30 protein-coding genes are annotated in these 26,856 nt (G+C 30.9%); 28 read left to right on the forward strand and 2 right to left on the reverse strand.

Translation table 11 applies throughout. From position 1 onward, the window contains the following. Positions 1–27: 27 nt before the first annotated feature. Together CSPA_RS03650 and CSPA_RS03655 are read right to left on the reverse strand one after the other, a co-directional pair. Complete coding sequence (locus CSPA_RS03650; RefSeq protein ID WP_015390848.1) at positions 28–690, reverse strand: ImmA/IrrE family metallo-endopeptidase; 663 nt, start codon at positions 688–690, stop codon at positions 28–30. Next, positions 671–1,024, reverse strand: coding sequence for a helix-turn-helix domain-containing protein (locus CSPA_RS03655; RefSeq protein ID WP_015390849.1), 354 nt, complete (start codon positions 1,022–1,024; stop codon positions 671–673). Before CSPA_RS03655 ends, CSPA_RS03650 begins: the two co-directional genes overlap by 20 nt. A gap of 326 nt (positions 1,025–1,350) precedes the next feature. On the opposite strand from CSPA_RS03655, the gene CSPA_RS03660 reads away from it, so the two are divergent. From CSPA_RS03660 to CSPA_RS03790, 28 genes are all read left to right on the forward strand, one after another. Continuing rightward, complete coding sequence (locus CSPA_RS03660; protein ID WP_015390850.1) at positions 1,351–1,557, forward strand: helix-turn-helix domain-containing protein; 207 nt, start codon at positions 1,351–1,353, stop codon at positions 1,555–1,557. 192 nt (positions 1,558–1,749) lie between these two features. Then, positions 1,750–1,932, forward strand: a complete 183-nt coding sequence (locus tag CSPA_RS03665; RefSeq protein WP_015390851.1) for a DUF1540 domain-containing protein — start codon at positions 1,750–1,752, stop codon at positions 1,930–1,932. Positions 1,933–1,981: 49 nt separating this feature from the next. Further along, complete coding sequence (locus CSPA_RS03670; protein ID WP_015390852.1) at positions 1,982–2,335, forward strand: hypothetical protein; 354 nt, start codon at positions 1,982–1,984, stop codon at positions 2,333–2,335. Positions 2,336–2,385: 50 nt separating this feature from the next. After that, on the forward strand, positions 2,386–2,799 hold the full coding sequence (locus tag CSPA_RS03675; RefSeq protein WP_015390853.1) for a sigma-70 RNA polymerase sigma factor region 4 domain-containing protein: 414 nt from the start codon (positions 2,386–2,388) through the stop codon (positions 2,797–2,799). Positions 2,800–3,211: 412 nt separating this feature from the next. Then, positions 3,212–3,694: a hypothetical protein gene (locus CSPA_RS03680; RefSeq protein WP_015390854.1), complete on the forward strand. Its 483-nt coding sequence runs from the start codon at positions 3,212–3,214 to the stop codon at positions 3,692–3,694. 213 nt (positions 3,695–3,907) lie between these two features. After that, complete coding sequence (locus tag CSPA_RS03685; RefSeq protein ID WP_015390855.1) at positions 3,908–4,267, forward strand: DUF6673 family protein; 360 nt, start codon at positions 3,908–3,910, stop codon at positions 4,265–4,267. Continuing rightward, a complete protein-coding gene (locus CSPA_RS03690; RefSeq protein ID WP_015390856.1) occupies positions 4,267–4,875 on the forward strand; it encodes a bacteriophage Gp15 family protein in 609 nt (202 codons plus the stop codon). The genes CSPA_RS03685 and CSPA_RS03690 overlap by 1 nt, the downstream gene beginning before the upstream one ends. A 38-nt stretch (positions 4,876–4,913) precedes the next feature. Beyond that, entirely contained in the window at positions 4,914–6,842 is a 1,929-nt protein-coding gene (locus CSPA_RS03695; protein ID WP_015390857.1) for a phage tail protein, read from the forward strand. Positions 6,843–6,855: 13 nt separating this feature from the next. After that, positions 6,856–7,524: a phage tail family protein gene (locus tag CSPA_RS03700; RefSeq protein WP_015390858.1), complete on the forward strand. Its 669-nt coding sequence runs from the start codon at positions 6,856–6,858 to the stop codon at positions 7,522–7,524. Further along, entirely contained in the window at positions 7,521–9,650 is a 2,130-nt protein-coding gene (locus CSPA_RS03705) for a phage tail spike protein (RefSeq protein ID WP_015390859.1), read from the forward strand. Before CSPA_RS03700 ends, CSPA_RS03705 begins: the two co-directional genes overlap by 4 nt. Next, positions 9,650–9,841, forward strand: coding sequence for a hypothetical protein (locus CSPA_RS03710; protein WP_015390860.1), 192 nt, complete (start codon positions 9,650–9,652; stop codon positions 9,839–9,841). Before CSPA_RS03705 ends, CSPA_RS03710 begins: the two co-directional genes overlap by 1 nt. Positions 9,842–9,892: 51 nt before the next feature. Continuing rightward, positions 9,893–11,842: a hypothetical protein gene (locus CSPA_RS03715; protein WP_017810825.1), complete on the forward strand. Its 1,950-nt coding sequence runs from the start codon at positions 9,893–9,895 to the stop codon at positions 11,840–11,842. Between the two features lie 12 nt (positions 11,843–11,854). Further along, positions 11,855–12,187, forward strand: coding sequence for a hypothetical protein (locus tag CSPA_RS03720; protein WP_015390862.1), 333 nt, complete (start codon positions 11,855–11,857; stop codon positions 12,185–12,187). A 3-nt stretch (positions 12,188–12,190) separates the two neighbouring features. Then, positions 12,191–12,322 (forward strand): hypothetical protein, encoded by a 132-nt coding sequence (locus tag CSPA_RS29375; protein WP_015390863.1) that lies wholly within the window; start codon positions 12,191–12,193, stop codon positions 12,320–12,322. A gap of 225 nt (positions 12,323–12,547) precedes the next feature. Continuing rightward, positions 12,548–13,768 (forward strand): Ig-like domain-containing protein, encoded by a 1,221-nt coding sequence (locus CSPA_RS03725; RefSeq protein ID WP_015390864.1) that lies wholly within the window; start codon positions 12,548–12,550, stop codon positions 13,766–13,768. A gap of 532 nt (positions 13,769–14,300) precedes the next feature. Next, entirely contained in the window at positions 14,301–14,735 is a 435-nt protein-coding gene (locus tag CSPA_RS03730; RefSeq protein WP_015390865.1) for a phage tail terminator family protein, read from the forward strand. A gap of 12 nt (positions 14,736–14,747) precedes the next feature. After that, on the forward strand, positions 14,748–15,869 hold the full coding sequence (locus CSPA_RS03735) for a phage tail sheath subtilisin-like domain-containing protein (RefSeq protein WP_015390866.1): 1,122 nt from the start codon (positions 14,748–14,750) through the stop codon (positions 15,867–15,869). A 12-nt stretch (positions 15,870–15,881) separates the two neighbouring features. Next, a complete protein-coding gene (locus CSPA_RS03740) occupies positions 15,882–16,313 on the forward strand; it encodes a phage tail tube protein (RefSeq protein ID WP_015390867.1) in 432 nt (143 codons plus the stop codon). Between the two features lie 105 nt (positions 16,314–16,418). Next, positions 16,419–16,823, forward strand: coding sequence for a phage tail assembly chaperone (locus CSPA_RS03745; protein WP_015390868.1), 405 nt, complete (start codon positions 16,419–16,421; stop codon positions 16,821–16,823). 175 nt (positions 16,824–16,998) lie between these two features. Then, a complete protein-coding gene (locus tag CSPA_RS03750) occupies positions 16,999–18,939 on the forward strand; it encodes a phage tail protein (RefSeq protein WP_015390869.1) in 1,941 nt (646 codons plus the stop codon). Between the two features lie 289 nt (positions 18,940–19,228). Continuing rightward, a complete protein-coding gene (locus tag CSPA_RS03755; RefSeq protein WP_015390870.1) occupies positions 19,229–19,594 on the forward strand; it encodes a hypothetical protein in 366 nt (121 codons plus the stop codon). A gap of 13 nt (positions 19,595–19,607) precedes the next feature. Further along, on the forward strand, positions 19,608–20,087 hold the full coding sequence (locus tag CSPA_RS03760; RefSeq protein WP_015390871.1) for a hypothetical protein: 480 nt from the start codon (positions 19,608–19,610) through the stop codon (positions 20,085–20,087). A gap of 45 nt (positions 20,088–20,132) precedes the next feature. Beyond that, entirely contained in the window at positions 20,133–21,137 is a 1,005-nt protein-coding gene (locus tag CSPA_RS03765) for an XkdQ/YqbQ family protein (RefSeq protein ID WP_015390872.1), read from the forward strand. Then, positions 21,137–21,499, forward strand: a complete 363-nt coding sequence (locus CSPA_RS03770) for a DUF2577 domain-containing protein (RefSeq protein ID WP_015390873.1) — start codon at positions 21,137–21,139, stop codon at positions 21,497–21,499. Before CSPA_RS03765 ends, CSPA_RS03770 begins: the two co-directional genes overlap by 1 nt. 2 nt (positions 21,500–21,501) lie before the next feature. Further along, complete coding sequence (locus CSPA_RS03775; protein ID WP_015390874.1) at positions 21,502–21,942, forward strand: DUF2634 domain-containing protein; 441 nt, start codon at positions 21,502–21,504, stop codon at positions 21,940–21,942. Beyond that, positions 21,935–23,023, forward strand: coding sequence for a baseplate J/gp47 family protein (locus CSPA_RS03780; RefSeq protein WP_015390875.1), 1,089 nt, complete (start codon positions 21,935–21,937; stop codon positions 23,021–23,023). The genes CSPA_RS03775 and CSPA_RS03780 overlap by 8 nt, the downstream gene beginning before the upstream one ends. Continuing rightward, entirely contained in the window at positions 23,016–23,651 is a 636-nt protein-coding gene (locus CSPA_RS03785; RefSeq protein WP_015390876.1) for a putative phage tail protein, read from the forward strand. The genes CSPA_RS03780 and CSPA_RS03785 overlap by 8 nt, the downstream gene beginning before the upstream one ends. After that, positions 23,651–26,842: a phage tail protein gene (locus CSPA_RS03790; protein WP_015390877.1), complete on the forward strand. Its 3,192-nt coding sequence runs from the start codon at positions 23,651–23,653 to the stop codon at positions 26,840–26,842. Before CSPA_RS03785 ends, CSPA_RS03790 begins: the two co-directional genes overlap by 1 nt. Positions 26,843–26,856 lie beyond the last annotated feature (14 nt).

The following is a 26,856-nucleotide window of genomic DNA, read 5'->3' on the forward strand; positions in this document are numbered from 1 at the left end:
CACACGTTAATTTGATTAAAAAATACATTAATTTGTAAAGGAATTTATAAAATTAATATATTCATTATATTCTTGTTCCTGCATATGTAAATAATTTTGAAAGTTTCTAAGAATAGCTCTATCAGAACTAGTTAAAATCTTATATTTACACCATTTCTTATAATTTTTATATCTGTATTTAGCAGCTTGATAAGATATAGAACAATAAGTTTCAATATCTGATGAACGTCTTACTTTTAATTTATCTAATATTATTGGATTAGATAATAGAAGTGCTGTAAAATGATTAGCTTCAGCTTCTTTAAAATTATATTCGTCTTCATCCATATTTTCAGAAAATATCCTTGTGTTATTTGAATAATGTCCACATAAAATATGGCCTAATTCGTGAGATAGAGTCCATCTAATTCTGCTTGGAGATTTGTCGTTTAAGTCGTTATAGTAAATTATATATCTATCTAGTGGCTTAAAATAATCAGTACAGCCATCATCTGAAGTTAATAATTCAAAAGTTTCTTCTGTAGTTAAATTATGATCAGTCATGAATTGATGATAAGAAACTATTTTTATATTATCAAAAGAATTTATTATATCTAATACATCGATAGGAAATTCTTTGATATTTAATTTAATATAAATACCATTTACTATATTTTTAATGTATCTATATCTAATCGTCAAAGTATTCATCGAAAGCAGTCCTTAAAATTTGCATCATTTTTTCTTTATTTTTTGCATCCATTTTCTTTCTAGCTCTTTCGATTCTTCTAATATCATTATCATAATTCATTTCATTCTCATCATCTGAAGTAGTAGAAGTTATCTCTTCTACTGAATTACCCAATAAATAGTCGACAGTAGTATTTAATACATTAGCAAGCTTTATTAAAGTATCATTACTAGCACCTTGTTTGTTGCCCTCAATCATTCCTATGGTTGATTGACTTACTCCAATAGTTTCAGCTAATTTTTGTTGTGTGATATTCATTTGTTTTCTAAGAAATTTTACTTTATCACCTAACATTTTAATCACCTCTTATGATAATTTTATCATAATTGCCGATAAAATCAATGGAAATTTTAAGAAAAATAAAGAAAATAAGAGGACTAGCTCCATAATTTGAAAATTTATCACTTTATGTACGAGAACAAGTGTTTGTAAATATCGGTTATTATGATAAAATATATATATGATGAAGCAAAGGAGATTAAGTTAAAAATATATTTTGAAAGATTGGAGTTAAGACTTAAAATCACAATATGTATATAAGAAAAGTAATATTCTAATACAAACTCAAGAATTAAAATTCATATCTATATTTTAGAATACGATTGTTAGGAAGTGGAAAAATGAAATTAACGCCAATAAGATTAAGAAGATTAAACGCAGGTCTTGAAATTGATGAAGTTATAGAACTATTAAAAATAAGTAAAAGTACCTTTTACAAATTAGAACAAGGAAGATTAACTCCTTCTTCACAATTAATAAAGAGACTTTCAATTACTTATAGTTGCACAACAGATGAGATATTCAAGGATCTAAAGATAACAGGATAAGGCATAATCAAATAATATACTTATTAATAATCAGTATGACTAATTGGATTAAAATAAAAAATAGAGGCAATGAAATTTTAAAGGATAACATAATAAATAAATTGAAAATATGAAATTATATTAACTTTCTATGGAGATTGTAGTGGTGGGAAGATGAACATTATTTATATCGAATAGAGGGAGGCATTTAAATTGTTAGTTAAGTGTGGAGCAAAAACTTGTGTTAACTATAATGAGGGAATGTGTAAAGCAGAAGCAATAGAAATTAAAAACTTTACTTGGTATTCAGAAGAGGAAAAAGAAGAATTGGATGAAATGAGATGTGATACTTATAAGTATTATGTTAATTGGATGCTTAAACCAGTAAGTATGTAAGTAGATATTTTAATATATAAGAAAAAATGTATATTTGGAGGTACACGTAATGAATTCACAAGGAATAATTGAAAGTTTGAATTTATGCATTGTTGCATTAGATAAGGGAAGCACAGAGTTAAAGACATTAGGCTTAAGGAGAGCAAAAGCAGAAAAAGCTTATAGAATAAAACAAGCTGTTGAAATATTGAAGCTTAAATCAGAGAAGTATCCTGCTACATTAATAATGGAATTGGTAAAGGGTAATGAAGAGGTCGCAGAATTAAGATTACAAAGGGATATAGCAGAAAGTTCTTATTATTCCTGCAAGAATGGTTTAGAAAATTTAAGAATGGAAATTGAGGTATTAAGAAGTAAGTTAATATGGATTAGAACTGAATTAAACAATTGGAAGGTTAATTAATTTAGAGATTAATAGTTAAAAGAATGGTTTATTTGTTGGGAGGGGTATATATGAATTACACATTAGATAGAATAAGAAGATACAAAGAAATTCTAGCAGATATAGGATATATAGATATAAGAGTTCAAGAATTAGAAGAAGAAATACTTGGTGTAAGTGGACAAGGCATGGGCGAAAAAACAGGAAAGACTAATAAGTTCACCTCTAGCGTGGAACAGCAGGCTGAGATACTTATGGAAAAGAAAGAGGAATTATATAGGGAAAAGGCAGCTAAAAAAAGAGAATTGCAAAGGATAGATAATGCAATAACTATATTGACAGAGGAGGAAAAAGAAATAATAAGTGTTGTGCATATAGAACATAGAAAGTATTATGTTGTTCAGGATAAATTGAATTTATCATATCAAAGAATCAAGCAGTTAGAGAAACAAGCAGCTGGGAAAATGGAAAAGTATATCTGCTAAATTGAATAAATTATTAATGAATATAGGTGGATATTTCTGCCTATATTTTTTTGTTTAATTTTAAGAAGTTATAACTTTGAACATTAGTTAAATTCATTTATATAATGTTTTTAACTACATGAATCTCCATATAATTACTTGCAATAAATTACTATTATAGATAAATTATAAGAAAATTATAGAAATGCTAGAGGATGTGTATAAGAAATTGATATTTAGAAGTCCTATAATAGTAAGTGGGAAGAAAAGATAAATCCCTTTTAGAAATCAAATACAATTTTAAAAAGTATCTAGTTTACCCCATAGACTAGGTACTTTTTGTTATGGGGATTAATGTGTTGTTGGATGAAGAGGATTCTTGATTATTAACCCAAAAATAAATTAACAATTAATTATTTAGGAGGAAAATATAATGGGAACAATTAAACAAAGAAAGAGTTTTGCAAATTATCTAAATGTAGGGAAGGATACAGAAGAATATGTATTAATGGGTGCTGGATTTACGGATTTAAATGAAACTCCAGCAGCTCAAACAGCATCTAAGAAATATGTAAATGATAAATCAGCAACTAAAAGTATAGTTGGATATGATTGGAGTACAGCATATGTTACAGATCAAATAAGAGATGAAAAAGCAGTTGATTTTATTTGTAATGTTGGTGAAAAACAGTTGGTTGGAGCAGAGTGTGAAACTGAGTATATTATTGTTGACTTGGATAAAAAGGGTACTACAGAAGGTCAATACGAAGCTAGAAAATTTAGAGTGGCAATAGAAGTTGCAAGTTTTGATAATAATGATGGGCAAATGGGAGCAACAGGTAATTTACTTGGTATTGGAGATATAAAATTTGGGACTTTTGATGTTACTACAAAGAAGTTTATTCCAGCTGTATAGAATAAATTTTAAATACTATAGTAATAATTTATTTTAATACAGCTTTAGCATAAGATTAAGAAAAATAAATATAATTAGAATTTATTTAGGCATCTTCAAAAATAGCAAGTTTATATACCATATTAATAGATTACTTGATTAAAAATAAAAATGGTATTTGTAGACTTGTTATTTTTTTCATTTGCCTTAAGAGATATTTGAGGAGGAATTTAGATGATTATTAATAATGTAGAAATAGGACAATTGGATATATTTGATGCAGATAGTTCTGAAAAGTATGAAAAAACAATTGATAAAGTTATAAAGGAAGCTCAAGACTCAAAAGGTCTTAAGCTTTCTTCTGCAATTAGGAAACAATGTAATGCTGTCTTTAACTGTTTTAATGAACTTTTTGGAGAAGGTACAGCTAAAAAGATTTTTGGAGAGAAGGTCAACTTATTAATTTGCTTGAAGGCATTTGATGAATTGAAAAATGGAATTTCTGAGCAGATAAAACAATCAGAAGAAGAATTAAATACTATTTCATCTAAATACTCTTCAGATAGAGCTAAACGTAGAACTAAGGTAAAATAATGAACATTTTAATTGACTTATTGCCAAAGTCAGTAGAGATAGCAGGCACAGAATATGAAATAAATTTTGATTTCCGCACTTCTATTCTTTTTGAAATGATGATACAGGATGAAGCACTTAGTGATAAGGAGAAGATTATTAAAACACTAGAACTCTACTATCCTGTTATTCCTAAAGATATTGATAAGAATATTAATGAAGCAATTGATAAGGCATTATGGTTTTATCGAGGAGGCAAAGATATAAAAAGTCAGAAATCTCAAAGTAGTACTGGCAAGAGTGAAAAAGTTTATTCCTTTGAGTATGATGATGAATATATTTATAGTGCTTTTTTAGATCAATATGCTTTGGATCTTCAAGATGTAGAGGAGCTTCATTGGTGGAAATTTAAGGCTATGTTTAAAGCCCTTAAGGAAGATAATGAGATAGTTAAAATAATGGGTTATAGAGCAATGACCATAGATAATAAAATGTCTAAAGAACAAAAAGAATATTATAGAAAAATGAAAAAACTTTATGAAATTCCAAAATCCAAAAATGAAATAGAAAAAATTAATGCGATAGAAGAAGCTTTGATGGGAAATGGGGATTTAAGAGGAATATTATAAGAGTTTTTATTTTATGTCTTAGGAAAGGTGGTGAATAAATGGCAGAAAATTCGATTAAAATTGATACGTCTATTGATACAAGCAGTTTTGAAAAAGGACTTAAAGATCTGGAGGATAAGGTAAAAGGTACTCTGGAGGAAACTTTTGTGACTCCCATAGCAGAGAAGGTTTTACCTAGCTTAGATGACATGGCAAATGCTTTAAAGAAGGCTTTAGGATCTGATGAAATATCTTCAAAAGTCCAAGCAATAGCTGAAAGTTTGGGAGTATTTGCGGAAAGTGTAAATAAAGTAGTTGAAGGTGCATTACCAGAACTCACTGATGGGCTTGCTTGGATTCTTGATAACAATAATGCAATTGTAATGGGGATTGTTGGAATTGGAACTGCTCTTAAAGTATTTGAAGCAGCAAACTTAGTTATGAGCTTAGTTGAAGCCTTTAAATTAGCAGAAGAAGCAACTAAAGGATTAACGGTGGCACAATGGCTATATAATTTAGCATTGGATGCCTGTGGAGGAACTCTAGGATTAACAATAGGAATAATTGCAGGAGTAGTAGCAGCTATAGTTGCATTATGGACTACAAATGAAGGCTTTAGAGAATTTATAATAGGTTCATGGACTGCAATTTCAGAAGCGGCAGCTACAGTATGGGATAGCATTTGTTTAATTTTCACAGAAACAATTCCAGAAGCTTTTAACAGCCTAGTTGAGTTTTTTACAGAAACAGTTCCAGAATTTTTTGGAACCTTGTGGGAAACCGTATATCAGCTATGTAGTGATGGATGGAATTCAGTAGTAGCTTTTTTTACAGAAACTTTACCTGCATTTTTTGGAGAGTTATGGCAAAGTGTAGCTCAATCATGTAGTGATGGTTGGAATCTTATTGTAGTTTTTTTCACAGAAGCAATACCAGCATGGATAGAATCTATAGGAGCATTCCTAGCAGAATTACCTAATCAAATGGCATATGGCTTAGGAGAAGTATTAGCAATTATAGTAAACTGGTGTGTAAGTACTTGGGAATATTTATCAACTAATGTGCCACTTTGGATAGAAGGGGTAGTTAACTTTTTTGCTCAGCTTCCAACTCAAATAGCTACTTGGTTAGATACAACCTTGACCAATTTAATAGCTTGGGGAAGTAATATGCTGATAGCAGCAACAACAGCAGCAGAAAGTATGTTAACTTCAATAATTAATTTTTTCATGCAGCTTCCAACTCAAATAATGGCTTGGTTAGATGCAACTTTGACAAATTTATCAACTTGGGGGAGTAGCATGCTTACAGCAGCAACGACTACAGCAGAAAGTATAATAACCTCAATAGTTAACTTTTTTATGCAACTACCAACTCAAGTGATGACTTGGTTAGATTCAACTTTAAGCAATTTAGTAGCTTGGGGGGGAAATATGCTAAGCACAGCAACAGCAGCAGCAGGAAATGTGGTTACAGGAATTGTTAATACAATTTCTAATCTTCCAAGTCAAATGATTTCAATTGGAAGCAACATAGTTGATGGTATAAAACAGGGGATTGAAAATGCATGGGATAGTATGACTGGGTGGATTGGAGGTCTGTGTGATAGTTTTGTACAAGGCTTTAAAGATAATTTAGATATACATTCACCTTCAAGAGTTTTCAGAGATCAAATAGGTAAAAATATAATAAAAGGTATTGGCGTTGGTATTGAGCTTGAAACACCGAATTTGGAAGATCAGTTGGATTATAATGTATCAAATTTAACTGATAGATTAAAGGCTAGTGTAGGTTTTGAAACTGCAAGGACTACTGCAGGAATTGTAGCATCAGCTAATAAGGAAGCAGGAGCTAATACACAAGGAATAACTAACAATAATGATAATGGAATAAATGTAAATATAGAAAACTTTAATGGAACAGATAAGCAGAGTGTACAAGAATTAGCACAAGAAATTGCATTTTTAAGTAAAAGAAAATTAGTATAGAAAGGGTGGTAAAATGTTTATATGGAATGGAATAAGCTCTGATGATATGGGTGTTAAGGTGATATCTTTACCACCTGTTTCTTTAAGTGCTGAAAATACAAAGGAAATTACCATAGAGGGTAGAGATGGATTTTTAACAGAATTCAAAGGCTATAGTGGGGAAACTAAAAAAGTTGAAGCAGATTATTTCGGTGATGACCCGTATTCTATCTGTAGCTGGCTTAGAGGTAATGGAGAAGTAACTTTTAGTAATGAAGAAGGTTTTTATTATAAGGCAAGAATTAGTAATCAAATTCCTCTTGAACAGATAATAAAAAATCAAATGTATAATTTTCTGATACAATTTAGATGTCAGCCATTTAAGTATTTTATAAGTGGAAGAAATAAAAATATTATAAATTCCAATGGAACAATATTAAATAATTTTGGAAATCATAAAGCTTTACCTATTATAACTATTTATGGTAGTGGAAACATTACTATAAATATAAATGGTAGAGCTTTTACTTTATCTAATTTATATGATTCCATAACAATAGCCTCTGAAATAGAAGAAGTATTAGAGGGTAAAGGAAAATTAATGGAGGGTGATTTCCCATATTTTGATCCAGGTAAAAACATTATTTCTTGGAGTGGAAATGTTAGTAAAATAGAGGTTACTCCAAATTGGAGAGTGATATGATGATTAGACTGTGGGAGAGTACAGAAAAGAATTTTAAAGGTAATCAATGGATTTTAAGTGAGTGTACTAAATGTCAAATAACAGAAATAATCAATGGTGAATTTACTTTGGATTTGGAGTATCCTCTTCAAGATACTAAAGGAATCAGTAATTATATAGTAAGAGGAAATATAATTACGTGTCCTATGAAAGATACTAGATCTGAACAGCAGTTCAGAATAAGAAAAGTTGAAAAGACCTCAAGTAAAGTAATAGTTTATGCAGAAACTAAACTTATTGCAGATTTAAGAGCAAATAGGGTAAGGAAAATGACAATTGCAGGTAAAACAAGAAAGGAAGCTATACAGTATATTTTAGCTAATACTTTGGAAAAAAATAATTTTACTGTTGGAAATCTAGATAATAATGCAATTAGTAATGTAATAGTTGATGTTAAAGAAGGTTCTGCATTAGAAGCTTTAATAGGTAAAGAAAATAGTATTTTAGGTGAATATGGTGGAGAATTTATCATAAACAATAATGCAATAGATATAGTTGACAGCAGAGGTTCAAATGACGGATTTACTATTTCATATGGTAAAAATATAGCTTCTATAAAAGAAACTATAGATGATACAGACTTAGTAACTGTTCTAATACCAAAGGTGGGAGACTTAAGACTTCCAGAATATTATGTAGAATCTCCAAAGGTAAATAATTATGAGAAAAAATATTTTAAAGAAATAGAATTAAAATTAAAAATTTGGGATGGTAAAGGTGAAAAAGCTTCAAATGAGGTAGCAGAAGCAGAAGCTTATAAAATTATAAGGGAAACTTGTAGCAAGATGTTTGCCGAAGAAAAATTTGATCAAATTAATTTTAATTATTCAGTTGATTTGGTGACGCTTGGGAAGACAGAAGAGTATAAAGAATATGCTATTTTAGAAAACACGAGTTTAGGGGATTTAGTAGAAATAAAGCATAGGTTATTAAATTTAGATTTGGTTGGAAGGATAAATAAAACTATTTATGATGTATTGTCAGATAAATATATTAAGTTAGAAATTGGATTCGCAAAACAAGATATAGCAGATCTTATAAACACTACAGTTAAACAAATTGAAACTGCTAAACAAGAAGTAACTTTGAGAGTAGAAAGTATGCAAAATACTTTGTCTACTCAAATAAAATTAACAGAAGATACTTTAAGAACAGAAGCAACAAATAGCAAAAATCAGTTACAAACTTCTATAAATCAAACTGCTAGTCAAATAAGGCAGGAAGCTTTAGATACTAAAAATAATCTGCAATCAAGCATAACTCAAAATGCAAATAAAATAAATGCTGTAGTACAAGGCGGAAATACTCAAGGTTCCTGGGAATTAAATAAAGATGCTTTTAAGGTTGCTTTTAGCGGAGCTTCTGATGGTTATACTCAAATTAATGGTGATGGAATAACCATTAATGATGGTAAGTTTAGAATTAGACATGATGGAGAAACGGTTTTTAATGTAAGTAAGCGAGGTTATGCTAGAGCAGTAAGAGGTTTTGAAGTTTCAGGAAATGATGAAGACACTTATTGCTTAATTGACAGTACAGGCTTGGAGATATCAAATGAAAATGGTTATACAGGCAGATTTGAAGCTCATTCAAGTAAAACAGGATTATATATTCCAGATGATTTAATAGCTTCTGATTTAGAAGTTGAAGATTTTTGTAAAGTACGTGGAAATCTCAGGGTTAATGAAGATCTTACTGTTTTTGGTGAAAAAAATTGTATACAAGTAACTAGAAATTATGGAGACAGAAGAATAAGTGCATATGAAACTACAGAATATTATTTCGGGGATATAGGAGAAGGTATTATTAGAAATGGAGAATGTATTGTTTATATAGATGATATATTTTCTGAATGTATAAACACAAATATAAGTTATCAAGTTTTTACACAAGTCTATAATGGAAGTGTCACTAAAATATGTAGACATGAAAATTATTTTATAGTTTATGGAGCTGATGAAACAGTGTTTGCATGGGAACTTAAAGGAAAAAGAAAAGGTTATGAAAACAATAGATTAGATGAAAGTGTAATAGAGATAAATACAAAAAATAAAATAGAGAAGATATTGCTAGAGGAGGGGCTATAATGAAAAAAATAACAGGTCTTGCAATTGTAAATTGTGAAATAGGTAAAAAGATAGCTTATACTTATTCAATTTTAGATAATTATGGGAATATAACAACTTCTAATGTAAAGGAAAGCTTTGCAGTGGTAGATGAAGAAATTTTAAAGGCTATAACAACAATTGAAAATAATATAAGTAAGAGACTCTCATAATTAAGCACCTAGTTATAATTACAGGTGCTATTTTTTATAGAGAAGAAAGGAATGAATAAAATGAGTGATATACATGCATTAGAAACAAACTTAGATTTAAAACAAAATTTAAACGTATATGCAAATTGTAAACAGCTAGATATACTTCATTTGATTTTTAATATATTTGATGGTGGATTACAAGCAGATTTAACTAATTACAAGGTTAGATTAAAAGCAATGAAAGCTGATTATATGCTGCTTATCCAAGATACTCAATATACAATAAATAAAAATGTGGTAACAATAATGCCTGACGAACAACTTACAACTACAAGTGGGACGACCAAAATAGAATTGCAATTTATCAATACAAAAACAGGGGAAAAGAAAGCTACATTTAATTTAACTTTAAAAGTAATCCCTAGTGTACTAGAAAATGAAAGAACTATAAGTACAGCAACATATACACTTATGGATGAATTAGAAAATAAATTAGATAAGGCAGCCAGCTTCTTTGAAAATATAAATAAAGCAATAGATGCTAATACAACCTTAGCTGAAACTACAAATAATGCTAATACAAGTAATACAAACTTAAATACAACAATCTCAGCAGGAAATACTTTAAAAACAGCATTAGATGGTTTAAATACTACTGCTAATACAACTAAAAGTAATTTAGATACAAGCAATAATAATGCACTAGCTACAAAAACAGCTTTAGACACATCAAATTCAAATGCAGCAGCTACTAAAACTGCATTAGATGCAAGTAACACAACAGCTAATACGACTAAAAGTAACTTGGATGCAAGCAATTCAACAGCGAATAGTACTAAAACTGATTTAGATAAAAGTAATGCAAATGCATTAGCAACAAAAACAGATCTGGATAAATTAAATACAACAGCAAATGTAACCAAAGCAGATTTAACTACTGTAAATGACAAAGCTACTGTGACTAAGAAAGATTTAACGGATATAAATACAACAGCAAATAGTACTAAAACTGATTTAGATGCTGAAAATGTAAGAGCAGAAGCAAATATAACTGCGATGGAAAGCTTTGGAGATATTACAGCACTATCTAAAAATGTGACAAACCTTAGGGCAGAGGTTGAAACTGCTAGAGGCGGGGAGAGTGATTTAGATGGAAGAATGGACAAGATTGCTACACAATTGTCTGATAATACGCAGAAGATAGCACAATTAAGCAATCCAAACTTATTAATAAATGGTGATCTTCAAATATGGCAAAGAGGCACTAGTTTTAGTAGCTCTGGTATTTATTATTCTGCCGATAGATGGAAAGTAGATGCTGGGGGTTCCGGTGGAGTTACACACAGTATATCCAAGCAATATGATGATGTTTATAAAAATTTTATACGTATTACCACTACTGGTTATGCAAATATTTGGCATCAAATAGAACAAGCGGAATTAGATAAATTAAAAGGTAAGACTGTAACTTTATCGTTTTATGCTAGGAAACTTAGTGGAAATTTTGTATCAGCTAACTTTAGACTTTATGGAACTTATATAGATGGAAATACACTAACTACTAATTGGGCAAGGTATGTAATTACTACAACTATACCGCTTGACGCAACTTCAATAAATATAGGTCTTGTTAATTTCGTTGCTGGACAAGGTGGTAGCGCAGTTACCTGGGATATAGCCCAAATAAAACTTGAATTGGGTTCTATAGCAACACCTTTTGTTCCAAGACTTTATGCAGAAGAATTAGCATTATGTCAAAGGTATTATGAAACAATACAATATTCAGTAGTACAGCCAACAACGGCAACAGGGCAAGTAGTTAGAGCTATTTATAATTTTAAAACTATTAAACGAACTACTCCGACTGTTGTTTTAAATGATGGATATAGAGGTGGTTTTGGGTTACCTACTCTCTTATCTTATGCTAATGGGGCTGTCGGCGTACAAGCAACTTCAACCTCAGTATTTAATGGTAGTGAATTCTCAGGCTCAATAAATGCAGATTCAGAAATATATTAGGGGGTGCAGAGTATGGAGGAATATATAAAAGTTTATGTAAAAGTAGATAGTAACAATGTTATTACTCAAATTGATAGTAGTATATTCTTATTTAATGTTGAAAGTTGGGTAAAAATAGATGAAGGCATAGGCGATAAATACAGCCATGCGCAAGGGAATTATCTTGATAAGCCCTTAATTGACATGCAAGGTAAATTTAATTATAAGCTCGTGGATGGAAAGATTGTAGAGTTAACAGATGAAGAAAAGGAAAAGTTATTTCCGACTAAACCAACTCAAAAAACGGAATTAGAAATTTTAAAAGAAACAGTTGATGCTTTAGTATTAGCTAACTTGGGGGTGTGATTTATGTATGAGACATTACGAAGACTATATCAAGAAAGCAAATTAAAAGAAACAGGATTAAATAATGCAATTACAAAAGGATGGATTACAGAAGAACAAAAGGCAAAAATAATTACTAGTGTTGCTACACAATAATTGGAAAATAGGGTGTAAAACTTAATAAGCCAAATAAGCACCATTATAGGTGTTTTTATTTTACTTATTTTTACACTAAAATGAAGTATGTAAAAATTTACTAAAATTCTTAGATATAAAGTAATTTGTATTACGATTATTGTTGGATTTAATTGGTATTAGAACTAAAATAAATATAAGGAATGCGCATTCATTTATTATTGAAAATAAGGGAGAGAATGATAGATGAAAAATTACTTTAAAAAGTTTAGTATAATGTTTGTAATGTCTTTAGTATTGACACTAGGATTTTGTGTTAGTGCTTTTGCTATTACTGATGATGGAGTTGTTGGAACTTCTAATTTAAATAATACAACTAATAATAGTGCAGTAGTTGGAAGTAAATTAGCAGCTCCAGAAAAAGGCTGGAAAAGATATGATGATAGTGATAGTAGGATAAAATATATTGGCAATTGGACTAATGGTACATATCCAAGTTATTACAATCAAAAATATCATGAAACAAATACAGTTGGTAGTTACTGTACATTCAAATTTAGAGGAACGCAAATTCGTATTATGTCATCAATGATACTAAATAGATCTAAGAATATAACTGTAAAAATTGATGATAACATTGTAGAACCTTCATCACAATACAATAATGGTACATCAGAGGGAATATATTTATTTTATACAAAAACAGGTTTATCAAATATAGAACATTCAGTACAAGTAATTTGTAATACAACTGGTATAATTGGCTATATGGATATAGACGCTATAGATATAGATGATACTGGTAAATTAATAGATCCTAATGAATCAATATCATTGGATAAATCAACAATGAATCTTACAGTAGGAGATACACAACAATTAACTGCAACAACAACTCCATCAGCAATAGGAGTAACATGGAAATCAAGTGATCCTTTAATAGCAATAGTGGATTCAAATGGTAAAGTTACTGGGATTAAAGAAGGTTCATGCAACATAATAGCAACAACAACCGACGGAAGTAATTTAACTACAGCATGTGCTGTATCAGTAATACCAAAAGGAACAGATCCAAATCCTCAACCAATAGATACAGAGTATATAACTAATATTGCTCATGCTAAAGGTACCAATACTAATAACCCTGGTGGGGAGGTTACAATTATATTTCATGGAACGGCTGATACTACATTGAGTGTATTAAAAACAGCCGATGTAAAAGATGTATGGATAGGAGATAATTTTACATATACTCTTGTAATAACTAATACTGGGACAAAGACAGCTAAAGCAGTAGTGGTAAATGATCCAGCTCCTAGTCATATTGATTTTAATGTTAGTGGAGTAACAACTACTCAAGGAACAGTTGATTCAAGTTCAACATCTAAAAATATTATAGTTAATGTTGGAGATATTCCACCTGCAGGAACAGTTACAATTAAAATACCTGCAACAGTAATAGCATAAATTGATTGTTTGAGAAGATAATTAAATATAAAGTTTATAAAAGATACTTGCAGAAATGTAGGTATCTTTTTATGTTGCTACATAATTGGAAAATATGAAGTAGAATTAATAAAAATATATAAATGTAATCTATAGTTAGATTTGCAAGAATTTTTGTATTATAAAAATAAAAAATAATGAAGGACATTATTTTAAATCATCTAAAAATTATATTGTAGATAAATTATAAGAAAATTATAGAAAAGCTAGAGGAAATGTATAAGAATTTGAGATTTAGAAGTCTTATAATAGTAAATGGGAACAAAAGATAGTTTCCTCTCATAACTTAATACCCTTTTAAAGTACCTAGTTTAACCCATAGACTAGGTACTTTTTTGTACAAAAATTTAATGTAAAGGGGGAGAGGCTTTTGCTGTGTAGTTTCAAGTAAATAGATGATAAGGGAGAGTTGCAGAAGGGATACTAGAAGCTATTATCCATGCATGCACGACCAAGAAAGTAAAATAAAATATGGGATTTTAGGGGGCGATTCATGATTAATGAATTAATAAACTTAATTAACAATATGTTAGTTGAAAACTTTCCAAGTACAAAAGTATATTTATCAAAGACAGAGAAGGATTTTATAAGACCTTCTTTTTTTATTCGCTATATTACTAGTAGGCAGAAGGATTTAAATAGAAATAGTTATTTGAATGTAATAACTATAAAGATAATTTATTTTCCGCCACTAGATGAACTAATGAATGTGGACTTGGTATCACAAAATGAGGTTTTTGATAAAATGCGAGAAATTTTTAGCAGTGGGTATATAAAGGTTTTGGATAGAGCTGCAAAGATAAGAAAGCTAAGAGGTAGAACGAAGAACACGGAGATTCACCTAAAGCTTAAAATAGACTTTACACAAGACCGAAGCTTTAATACTCCTGAAAGTCCAAAAGCAGATAAAGTTAAATTTAATTTTTAAGGAGGAATAAAAATGGGAGAACCATCAATACAAATTGTATTTAAGCAAGCAGGTATTACTGCAATTAAAAGAGGAGAAAGAGGTGCAGTGGTACTTATTTTAAAAGACACTATGCCAGCAACCTATAGCAATCCAATTAAAATGGAAACTATAGATGAAATTCCAGAAGGGTTATCAGACTTTAGTAAAGAGCAAATTAAACTTGCAATGATAGGCTATCAAAATCCACCTAAACAAGTTATTGCTTATATAGAAAAAGCAGATGCAGCTGATTATTCAGAAGCTCAAAGCTATTTAGAAACTATAAAATGGGATTATGTAGTAGTTCCAGGGATTGGCATAACTGTAGATGGTAAGCCTGATACAGAAGCAAATACTACTTCAAGAGCAACGGATTTTGCTACTTGGATAAAACAACTAAGAAGTACTAAGGATATTAAAGTTAAAGCAGTGCTTCCACATTGTCCAGCAGATAATGAAGGAGTAATTAATTTCTGTACTGATGATATTAAAACTGCAAACAAAACTTATACAGCAGCCGAATATTGTTCAAGAATTGCAGGGATGCTTGCTGGTACACCACTAACTATTAGTGCTACTTTTGCACCACTTGCAGAAGTAATTGATGTGCCACATTTAAAGAAAGAAGAAAGAGATGCAGCAGTTGATGCTGGTAAATTAATCTTATTTAATGATGGAAAGAAAGTCAAAATTGATAGAGCAGTAAACAGCTTTGTTACTACAATTGAAAACAAAGGTGATGATTTTAAGAAAATTAAAATCGTAGACATTATGGATTTAATTCATGATGATATTAAGACAACAGCTGAAGATAGTTATATTGGTAAATATCCAAATGACTATGATCACAAGTGTTTACTTATTACTGCTATTAATGGATATTTTGAAGGTTTAGAATTAGATGGTTTACTTGATAGCAGCATTGAAGGACAAAATAAAGCTGAAATTGATTTAGAGGCTCAAAAGGTTTATTTAAAGAGTCAAGGAACAGATCTATCAAGTATGAAAGATCAAGAAATAAAAGAAAGTAACACAGGTTCTCAAGTATTTCTTAAAGGACAAGCTGTTATTTTAGATGCAATTGAAGATATTAAATTTCAAATATATATATAGGAGGCGGTTATAATGCCACAAGCAAAACAAGTTATAAACGGAACATGGGGAGAAGTATGGATTAATGGAGAGTATGTTTCAGAAGTGTCAGCTCTTCAAGCAAAGGTTACCTTAACAAAGGTAGATGTTAATTTTACAAGGGATTTATGGAAGAGAAGCAAAGTAACAGGGATAGAAGGAAAAGGAACCTTGAAATTACATCATGTGTCATCAAGAATGGCAATTTTAATGAAGGATAATATTAAACAAGGAAAGCAAACAGTATGTACTATAATATCAAAATTGGCTGATCCAGATGCTTTAGGAGCAGAAAGAGTTGTACTTAAGGATGTTACTTTTGATGAGTTAACAATAGCAGACTGGGAAGTTAAAAAGAATGTTGAAGAATCACTTCCATTCACTTTTTCTGGTTATGATTTCTTAGATATGATTGAACCTCAATAAAAATTTTGAGGTTATAAAAATTTGTAATATCAAAAGCACAAAAAACCTTACTGAAAAGTGAGGTTTTTTGATTTAAATTAATTTTAGAAAATGGAGATGAAAGTTATGAATTTAGTTGAACAATTATTAAAAATAGATGCAGGTAAAATAGAAATTCCATCAAAGGAAGTAAAGCTTAAGCTTGCTAAGCTAGGAAACAAGGAAATTACCTTTACTTGTAATGCAATTTCTATGGAGAGATACAATGAAATTCAAGAAAGAGTGTTACAAGTAGATAAGAAAGGAAATATTCAAGGTTTTGCTACAGCTCAAGCTAAGATAGAAACAGTTCTTGCAGGAGTGCCAGAGCTTAGATCAGAAGAACTTATGAAGCATTTTAAAGCTCCAACTCCAAAGGAACTTATGAATAAGATCTTCTTACCTGGTGAAGTTGATATTTTAGCAGATACTATAAGTGAAATTTCAGGAGTAGAATCTACTAATAAAAAAGAAGATATAAAAAACTCATAAGCACTGATGAAACTGTAAATCTCTTATATTACTGCTGGAAACTTCATGATAAGTGGCCAGCAGAAACAATTAATAGGGGATTTGGAGAAAAGATTATCATCAGTGCTTTTATTGAACAAGAAATTGAAGAGAAAATGAAACAAATGGAAGCATTGTATCCAGGAGGTGATGATTAATGGCGTTTGAACTAGATTCAGCATTATTAAAAGTTGTTGATGGAGCTCAAAAAGCTCAAAAGGCAATTGATAGTTTATCACCTGTAGCTTCAAAAGCATCAGAAAGTGTGAAAGCAATTTCTAAAGCAGCAGAATCAGTAGATAAACTTGAAAGTAGTGTTAAAAATACAAGAGACGCAATAGGAAATACAACCTCAGCTGTTTCTAATTTTATACAAGCATGTACAGATAATAGTGGGGAAAGATCCTTTGAAAATATTGGAGAGAAAGCTAATGATGTAGTTAAATCAATATCTAATGTATCAAAAACAGTTAAAGATATGAAAACTAATTTTAATAATACAAAAGCTGAGATTGAAAATGTAAAAAACAGTGCAACGAATTTGTATAAGGCCTTTGCAAGTACAGATTTGGGTAAAAAATCTATTGGTTTTATAGGAAAACAGGCTTCCAAAGTAGCTCAAAAACTTCCTAAATCAAAGGGAGGTAAAGCCTCAGTAGTCTTAAATAAAGGTGGACAAGTAATAGGAAAGGCTGTTGATGGAGTTCAGAAAACTAAAAAGGCAATAGAAGGTCTAGCACCAGTGGCTTCAAAAGCAACAGAAAGTGTACAAGCAATAACTAAAGCATCAGAATCAGTAGGGAAAGTTAAAAGCAGCTTTAATGATACAAAAGATGCAGTAGGAAATGTAAGAACTTCTGTTTCTGATTTAATGCAAACACTTACAAATAACAATGGACAAAGATCTATTGAAAATATTGGACAGAAAGCTAAAGAGGTAGTTAAATCAATATCCAATGCATCAAAAACTGTTGAAGATTTGGCAACTAATTTTATTAATGCAAAAGATGAGATTAAAAATGTAAAAAGTACGGTGTCAGATTTGTATACAACCTTTAAAAATAATGATTTGGTCAAAAAAGCTACTGGCGGTATAGGGAAACGGGCTTCCAAAGTAGCTCAAAAAATTCCTAAATTAAATAGCGCTAAAGGGTCAAATACTGCAAAATCAGCTGGAATTGGTGGTAAAGTCTCTAGTGTAATGAATGTAGCTAAACAATCGATGGGAAAAATTGGTTCATTAATTCCTTCTGTAACAGCACCATTACAAGGTCTAGCTGGAAGTTTTGGGAAAATTAAAGGTGTAGTTTCAAAGAGCTTTTCATCTATATTTGGAATCTTTACTAAATTGCCATTACCTCTTCAAATAGTAATTGGAGTAGTTGGACTACTCGCAGTTGCCTTTGCTACAAATTTTGGTGGAATAAGAGATAAAGTTAAAGCAGTAGTAACCTTTATTCAAGCTAACATGCCTAAAATAAAGAGTATAATCCAAAATGTATTTAAAGGAATTCAAGCAGTTTGGAACTTTATATTAAAACCAGTACTAACAGTTGCTATTCAAATTTTTGGGAAACTAATCAGCTTTGTAACAGCTAACTGGCCACTTATAAAGCAAACTATTACAACGGTTATGACAGCTATTAAAACTGTGATTACAACAGTTTTAAATGTAGTAATGTCTTTTTGGAATGCACATGGACAAACTATAAAAGTGGTAGTAGGTGCTGTTTTTAATCATATAAAGCTTGTTATTACAACAGTATTAGCTGTAATAACAGGAGTAATTAAAGCTGTTATGCAAATAATAAATGGAAACTGGTCAGGTGCCTGGAATACTATAAAAGAAACAGTCTCAACAGTATTTAATGGAGCTGTTGATATTGTTAAAAATGTTATAAATGCAATAAGTGCAGTATTTAAAGATATAGCAAAAACAGCACTTACTTGGGGAAAAGATATGATAATGGGTATTGTTGATGGGATAAAAGGAGGAGTAAGCTATATTGAAGATGCAGTTAAAGGCGTAGCAGATAAAATAAGATCCTTTCTTCACTTCTCAGTCCCAGATCAAGGACCGTTAGAATTAGCGGCTTAGAATCGTGAGGTTCTTCGAAAAACAATGTGAACTTGCAAATGCAAGGTGTGAGTTTTAATTAACTTGCTAACGTGGGAAATCTAAGTTTTGGTATAATAAGACTCAATTTAGAATGGGCATAGTGGCTTTTTTATTACACAAAATATGATAATCACGTGCCAAGCCTAGAAATAGGAAGGTGTAACGACTATCTCGAAAGAGAGTAGCTTTAAGGTGAAATTCCTTATTGCGAAGTGCATTGGCTCTTAATTTTAAGAGTATGATATAGTCTAATCCCACTATTTAAATAGTGTTAAAGTATCTCGAAAGAGAGGGTGCTAATGTAACAGATTACGAAAGCTGGATGCCAGACTTTATGAAGGGTATGGGACATGGAATTAAGGTTAACACTCATTTAGTAACTGAGCCTGTCAAAGACCTTTCAGTTGGAATAAAAACTAATATGAATGGCGGCTTATCTGGTGGAAGTAAATCCGGCAGTTTAGGTCTTAAAGGAAGTACAAATACAACCAAGGACAATAGTGCACAAAATGGTTTTGCAATAACTATAGCTAAACTTGCTGATTCTATAATAATCAGAGAAGAGGGTGATATAGATAAGATAGCAACAGCCCTAGCAAATAAGTTAAGTCAAACAGCACTTGGAATGGGTTAGGAGGTAATTAGAAATGATAGAATTTTGGCTTAATCAAGATAATGAATGGTTACAGCTGCCTGTGTCCCCTTCTAGTTATTCACTCAAAGTAGGTAATAATAATACAGTAATTAATGTTGAATCAGTTGGAGAATTAAATATTTTAGGAGAATCAAAGCTTTCAGAAATATCTTTTGAAAGCTTTTTCCCTGCTCAGGAATATTATTTTTGCGCATATTCTGATATTCCTGCACCTATTGAATGTGTAGTTCAAATAGAGACTTGGAGAAAGAGCAAGAAACCTATAAGGGTAATTCTTACAGATACAGGCATTAATGATTTATTTTCCATAGAATCCTTTGAATATGGTGAAAAAGATGGAACTGGAGATATATATTTTACTTTGGAACTAAAGCAATATAAGGTTTTAAAGTTAAATGAAAAAATTGTTGGACAGTGGGGGGCAAGTTTTAGTTTTACTAATTCAAATAACATATTAGGGGGAAATTCATGATGCTTAGGTTAAATGAAAATAGTTCTAAAATGTTAGGTGAAAATTATGATTAGGATATATAGCTTATACGATGGCTGGGATTTAACAGAAATAACAGCAGTATGTAAAAATGTTGAACTATCAGCCTCAGTTGATCAGCCAGCAAGAAAATGCACCTTTACTATGGCTTATTCTTTAACAGATAATAATCAACCAAGAGTTCAAATAGGACCTGGAACCTTAATTAGTATTATTGAAGAAGATTATGGAGAAATTTTTAGAGGAGAAGTTGTAGATAGAACTTTAACAAGTTCTAGCCAAGAGGAGTCCTTCACTTGTTATGATTACATGAGATTTCTTATGAAGTCCTCAACTAGTATGAATATTAAAAATATGCCTCCAGAAGGCGTTGCAGCTAAATCTTGTGAAGAAGTTAATATAACAACAGGGGAGATAATCGCAACTGGAAAGCCTATAAATAGGCTTTGCCCAAATAAGACTTACTACAACATAATTATGGAATGCTATAGTGAAGCTAGTAAGCAAAATGGAAAACAATATATTCCCATAATGAGAGCAGATAAGTTAAGCATAATTGAAAAAGGACGGGTTGTTTCAAATTATGTTATTCAATCAAGTAAGGATGATACTTACAACAATAATTTGATTGATATGACTTATAAGGATTCATTAGAGAATATGATAAATAGAGTTGTAATTTTTGATGCTGATAATAATTATGTGGATAAAGTAGAAAACTCAAGCCTTGTAAGTAGTTATGGACTTTTTCAAGACTCTTATTCAATAGAAGATGGTAAAGATCCATATAATGTAGCTCAAAATAAATTGTATGCTTTTGATGAAGAAATTGAACTTGAAGCTCTTGGAAATTATAGTTGCTTAACAGGTTATGCGGTTAAAACTAAGATCTGGTATCTAGGTTTGCTTAATAATGCAACAGTATATATTAATGCTGATACTCATACTTGGGAGTGTGGAACTGGAAAATATACCATGAAGCTTACAGTGAGTTTAAGTAACAAAATGGATTTACAGGAGGTTGATAGCTAATGGACCCTTATGTAAAAATGCTTAATTTAATGAAAACTAAAGGTGCAGAAAGTAATTCACCAACCATTAATATAGGTAAAATTATAGCTCCTCCACCTGAAATAATAATTCAAACTAATGATTTGCAGCTCTATAAGGATGATATTTTAATATCAGAAAGCTTAGTAGATTATAAGCAGGAAATAAGTATAAGCAGTGCAGCAAGTGGAGGAGTTTCCTGTGGAGGGCAGCTTCAAAATATTAGTATAGAGAAGCAAGAAATGCAATTTCATAAAATATTAAAAGTAGGAGATGAAGTTGCAGTGCTTCCTACAGCAGATAATCAAACCTGGGTAGTTCTTTGTAAGGTGGTGAGATTATAAATATGAACAGTGTATTACCAAAAGCAAATTTGAATTTATCAACTGTAATTGCTTCCTTTTCAGATAAGCAAAAAGAAGTAACAATGCCCAAAGAATATGCTTGGGATTTTGATAAAAATGATTTTAAGCTTAAGGATGGAAAATTTCAAATTGTAGAAGGAATAGAAGCTTTAAAGATTTGGGTATGGAAAGCATTAAAAACAAGTAGAGCAACCTATCCAATTTATAGCAGCACTTATGGACAAGAAATTGAAAAGCTAGTAGGCAATGGGCTAAGTAAAAGCCTTATTGAAAGTGAAGCAAAGAGGTTGACTTTAGAATGCTTAAAGGAAAATGAGCATATTTTGAGCATCAAAAATTTTAAAGTAAGTAAAGAAAAGGATTTATTAAATATTTCATTTACAGCAGTAACTGATTGTGGGGAGGTGATAATTGATGTATGAAAATAATACTGAAGAAGCTTTGAGAACACAAATGCTTAATGCTATTGATTCTGGAATATCTAAAAGCGAAGGATATTTTGTATACGATGCTATAGCACCAGCAGCAAAGAGGTTAGCTGAATGTTATTCCACATTAGATACAATTTTGAAATTAGTATTTGGAGAGCCAGCACCAGAAATACCAGCTAAGGATTACGATAAATTTATAGATGAAGATGCGGCAAGGCATGGTTTAGAACGTAAGCAAGGATTTTATTCTGTAGGCAAAGTGACTTTTATAGGTTTAGAAGGTTCAATGATTTATGAAAATAGTATTGTTCAAACGGTTGAAGGCTTGAAATATAAGGTTATTTCTCAAGGAAAAATTACTGATGGAAAATGTACTCTAGAGATTAAGGCAATGGAATTAGGAGCTAAGTATAATGTACCATCAAATTCTATAGTTCAAATTCCTATTAAAATAAATGGTATAACAAGCGTTAGTAATTTGGACCCAACTACTAGTGGAACTGATACTGAAACTAGTGAAGAATTGTTGAAAAGAATTATAACAAAGGAAAGAGAAGAAAGCAGCAGTGGAAATATTTATGACTATGAAAAATGGGCAATGGAAGTTTCAGGCGTTGAATATGCTAAGGTAAAAGCACTATGGAATGGAAATGGAACTGTGAAAGTAATAGTTGCTGGGGAAAATGGTGCTCAATTAGATGATACTATAATTCAAAAAGTAAAGGCTCATATTGATCCACAAGATGGACTTGGAAGTGGTAAAGCTCCTATAGGTGCTACTGTAACAGTTGTTTCTGTTATGCCTATAGAGATAAAAGTTAAGATTTCAGGCCTTGTTATAGAAGATAAATACAACTTAGATGATGTGAAGCTTAATATTAAAAAGTCTCTTGAAGATTATTTGAAAAAGGTACCAGCAGGGGGAACAGTAAAGATAAATGCTGTGGAAGCTGTAATAGTAATGACAGAAGGAGTAAATGACATAACGTCAATTAGGATAAATGATGATACTAAAAATATAACTACTTTAGATGAGAATAAGGCAGCTTTGGGAGGCATTGATTATGAGTAAAAATGCAGAAATGTTAAAAAGCTATGTTCCTTATGAAATACAAAACAGTAATGTTTTTAATGAAATATTTAATTCTTATGGACAAGTGTTTGATAAATTAGGTATAGAGCTTTCAGATTTACTTTTGCAAATATTACCTCAAACTGCAGCAGAATGGGGCTTAAACCTTTGGGAAAAAAGAATTGGAATACAAACCAATACTTCTAAAACTATTGAGGAAAGAAGAGCAAGAATTTTAGCCAAACTTAGAAATAAGGGAACAACTACAGTTGAAGTAATAAAGCAAATCTGTAGAAGCTTTGCTTCAGAAGTTGAAGTGATTCAACATAACTCAGATTATTATTTTGAAATAAATTTATTGAGCAGTACAGGATTTCCTTATGAACTAGAAAGTATGTATGACAATATAGATATTGTAAAACCAGCGCATCTAGGAACAAAATACAAATTAACATCACTTTCCAAAGCAGAAACTTATTATAGATTGGCAGCGACAACAGGAGAAGTTATAGTAGTTTATCCCTGGATTGCAAGAACAATAAATGCAAATACGAAATTAGAAGTTGGAATAAGTCAAAATAAATCTTCAGAAAGTATGACAATATATCCAAGAAAGGGGAGAAAATAATGTCAGAAAATTTTTATACAATATTAACTGCAACTGGAAAAGCAAAATTAGCAAATTCAGCAGTTCTAGGCAGCAAAGTTAATTTTAAAACCTTAAAAGTAGGAGATGGAAATGGAGCTTACTATGAACCAACAGAAAGCCAGACATCTTTAGTAAGAGAGGTATGGTCAGGAAATGTAAGCTCAATTTCCGTAGATGAAAATAATCCAAATTGGATAGTAGCAGAGACACTGATACCAGCAACTATTGGAGGATTCTTCATTAGGGAAGCTGGTATTTTTGATGAGGATGGCGATTTGATTGCCATAAGTAAACTATCAGAAACCTATAAACCAGTAGTTTCTGAAGGAAGCATAAAGGATTTATGCATTAAGATCGTATTAGAAGTTAGCAACGTTGCAAGTGTTACCTTAAAGATTGATCCTACAGTGATTGTAGCGACTAGAAAGGATATTGATGTACTTCAAGCTAAAATGGATGCATCAAATGCTGAAACATCAGAAGAAATAAAGGAATTAGATAGCAAGCTTTCTGAACAGATATCAGAATTGGCCAATGAAATTTCCAATAAAAATGTAATAACTCCAGCTGTAGGTTATGGAATGAATAATGTAATTAAGAATGTAGGGGAAACAAGTGTGTCACCTAAGTTTACTATACAAGGGAAGACTGTTGTTAATTTACTTGGGAAAGATGGGAATTGTGAGGACTTAAGTAAATGGTATTCTAGTGGCGTAACAAGAGTATTAGATGTATCAAATAAAGTATTTGGCAATAATGGTATAAAAATAATTGAGAATTCGGCTAATAGTAATTGTGCCATAAGTTTAGATGTAACACCTTTTATAGATAAAACAAAATATTATTGCTTAAGTGGTTACTTAAAAAATGGAAATATTGATAGTAATTTTTATATACAAATATCTGATAATGTATCTTATGCAATAAATTCAGTTGATGTTACTGATTCAACTAAGTTTAATAGGGTATTTCTTAAATATGATGCTAGCAAGATAGCACCTACAAGTACCAACAGATATGCATATGTAGGTGTAAGAGGAACAACTGTAGGGCAATATGGATACTTGGATGGAATAATGCTAGAAGAGATAACAAAAGAACAGTATAGTGACCCTAACTTCCAGCCAAGTCCATATGTAGATTCTTATACATGTCTTCAAAATCCATATATAGAAGTAAGACATGATAACTTGGTTAGAAATGGTAATGGCGAAGAAGGAACTGCTTGGTGGCTGCCAATTAATTCTGGTGCAACATTAAGCCTATTAAATAGTAAATTAACATTAACAACAACGTCTACGTATTTATGGGTTAGGCAACCAATTAATGTAAAACCTAACACGGACTATTATTTAGCTGGGAATGTAAGTGGTAATGTTAATCTTGTAATTGCTAAAGGAGACTTAACAGGAAATATATTGATAAATAATGGAACGTTTAACTCTGGAAATAACTCTGTTATAAACGTTGTTATTAACAATAATAACATTGGTACAGGAACAGCTGATTCTATCATGCTAGTAGAAGGAACTACAGCGCCAATATCATATAAATCATGTAGAATAGAAAGATGTGTTGTAGAAGGAAAATTTGCTGATGGAGATTCTTTAGTATTAGAGAATGGAGAAGTAACTGGACAAATAAATTGGAAACATAAATCTTTAATAGGAAAGGACTATGACTGGGAATTGCAAGGAGATTATACTGGATACAAGTGTTTAGATATTAGAACTCCAATTGCATCTGATAGAATAAATAAAGGGATAAATACTAACTATTCAGATTATGTTATAACTAAGTACAATGGGGCTATTATTAGAAATATTAATGCAAGTGCGTGTATAGACTCTGGTTGGATAGGTTTAGGAGATCAAATAGGTGTGTGTGTAGCTGATTCAGAAAGTGGATGGACAGAAAGTATAAATCCAAACAATGATGAAGTAAAAGCATTTATGAATGGATGGAAAGCTATATGGAATAATGGAACTAGATATATTGCGTGGGCAAGTATAATAGATAACTCTTTACCAAGTGTTATGAGTCAAAGTACAACTACTGCAACAGGAACAAGCACAACATCGCTACCCGTTGCAGATGGAACTAAATTTTCTGTTGGTGCTATTTGTGTATTTCATCCAAGTGGGTATTATCAAGTCGTTAATGTCAGTAGTATATCGGGAAACAACCTAACTGTATCTAATCCAGTTTCATTTAATAATGGAGCAGTAGTAGGAAGCATTTCTGACAATGGAACAACCAATGTATCAGTATTAACCTACTGTAAGAACAATGTAGCACCTAACTACGAAGGATATCAGCTACACTATAAATTAGCTACTCCAGAACCACTTACTGATGTTAATGCTAATATTCATGGGGATATTCCTAAATTAGATGTAGGAGATAATTATTTATTATTAGATAGTGGAAGCGTATTAAATGAAGTCGCAAATCCACAATCTCACAATGCTTCAGATTATCAATATAAGATAAACTCTAATTATTATGATGGCAAAACAGCATCATATTTAAAAAATAAAACTGAAATTATAAATGGCATATTTAGAAATGGTTTATGGGATTCAATGAAATGGTTGATAAAGTCTCAATATGAGTATTCAGCATATGGAAATTGCGGAGCATATATAACAGCTACTAACTTTGACACCAACGCAACCTATACTGTAGATTATAAAATTTTATCAACTATAGCACCTCAAATAGGATCTTTTATATTCAATTATGAACAAAATATAGTATCGGCTATTAATAATTTAGAAGACCAAATAGATAATCGACAAGCACATGATAGTATTTTAGATACTCTGGTGGATTTAAGTATATACGAAAAAAAGGTAAATTGTTCGCTTTTTAATAGAGCTTCAAAATGTAGCAATTTACCTATAATAGAGTATATAGTTCAGTTTACACCTAAAAAAACCGTGCCAATAATTTCTTTATTGAATATAGGTACTAGCTACTGTGATGGAACCAGTGGATATGTTATACCCCTTTCTGATGTTAAATTTACTGTTTATATACTTGATAAAAGTACTATAAAAGTTACTAGTGCTTATACTGGAAATAATACAACAATACAAAATAATCTTTATAATTATGGTGGATGGATAGTATTTGATATAACCGCAGATTGTAGAGGAAGAATATAAGGAGGGTATAAACT

Source organism: Clostridium saccharoperbutylacetonicum N1-4(HMT), assembly GCF_000340885.1.
GTDB classification, from domain to species: Bacteria; Bacillota; Clostridia; order Clostridiales; family Clostridiaceae; genus Clostridium; species Clostridium saccharoperbutylacetonicum.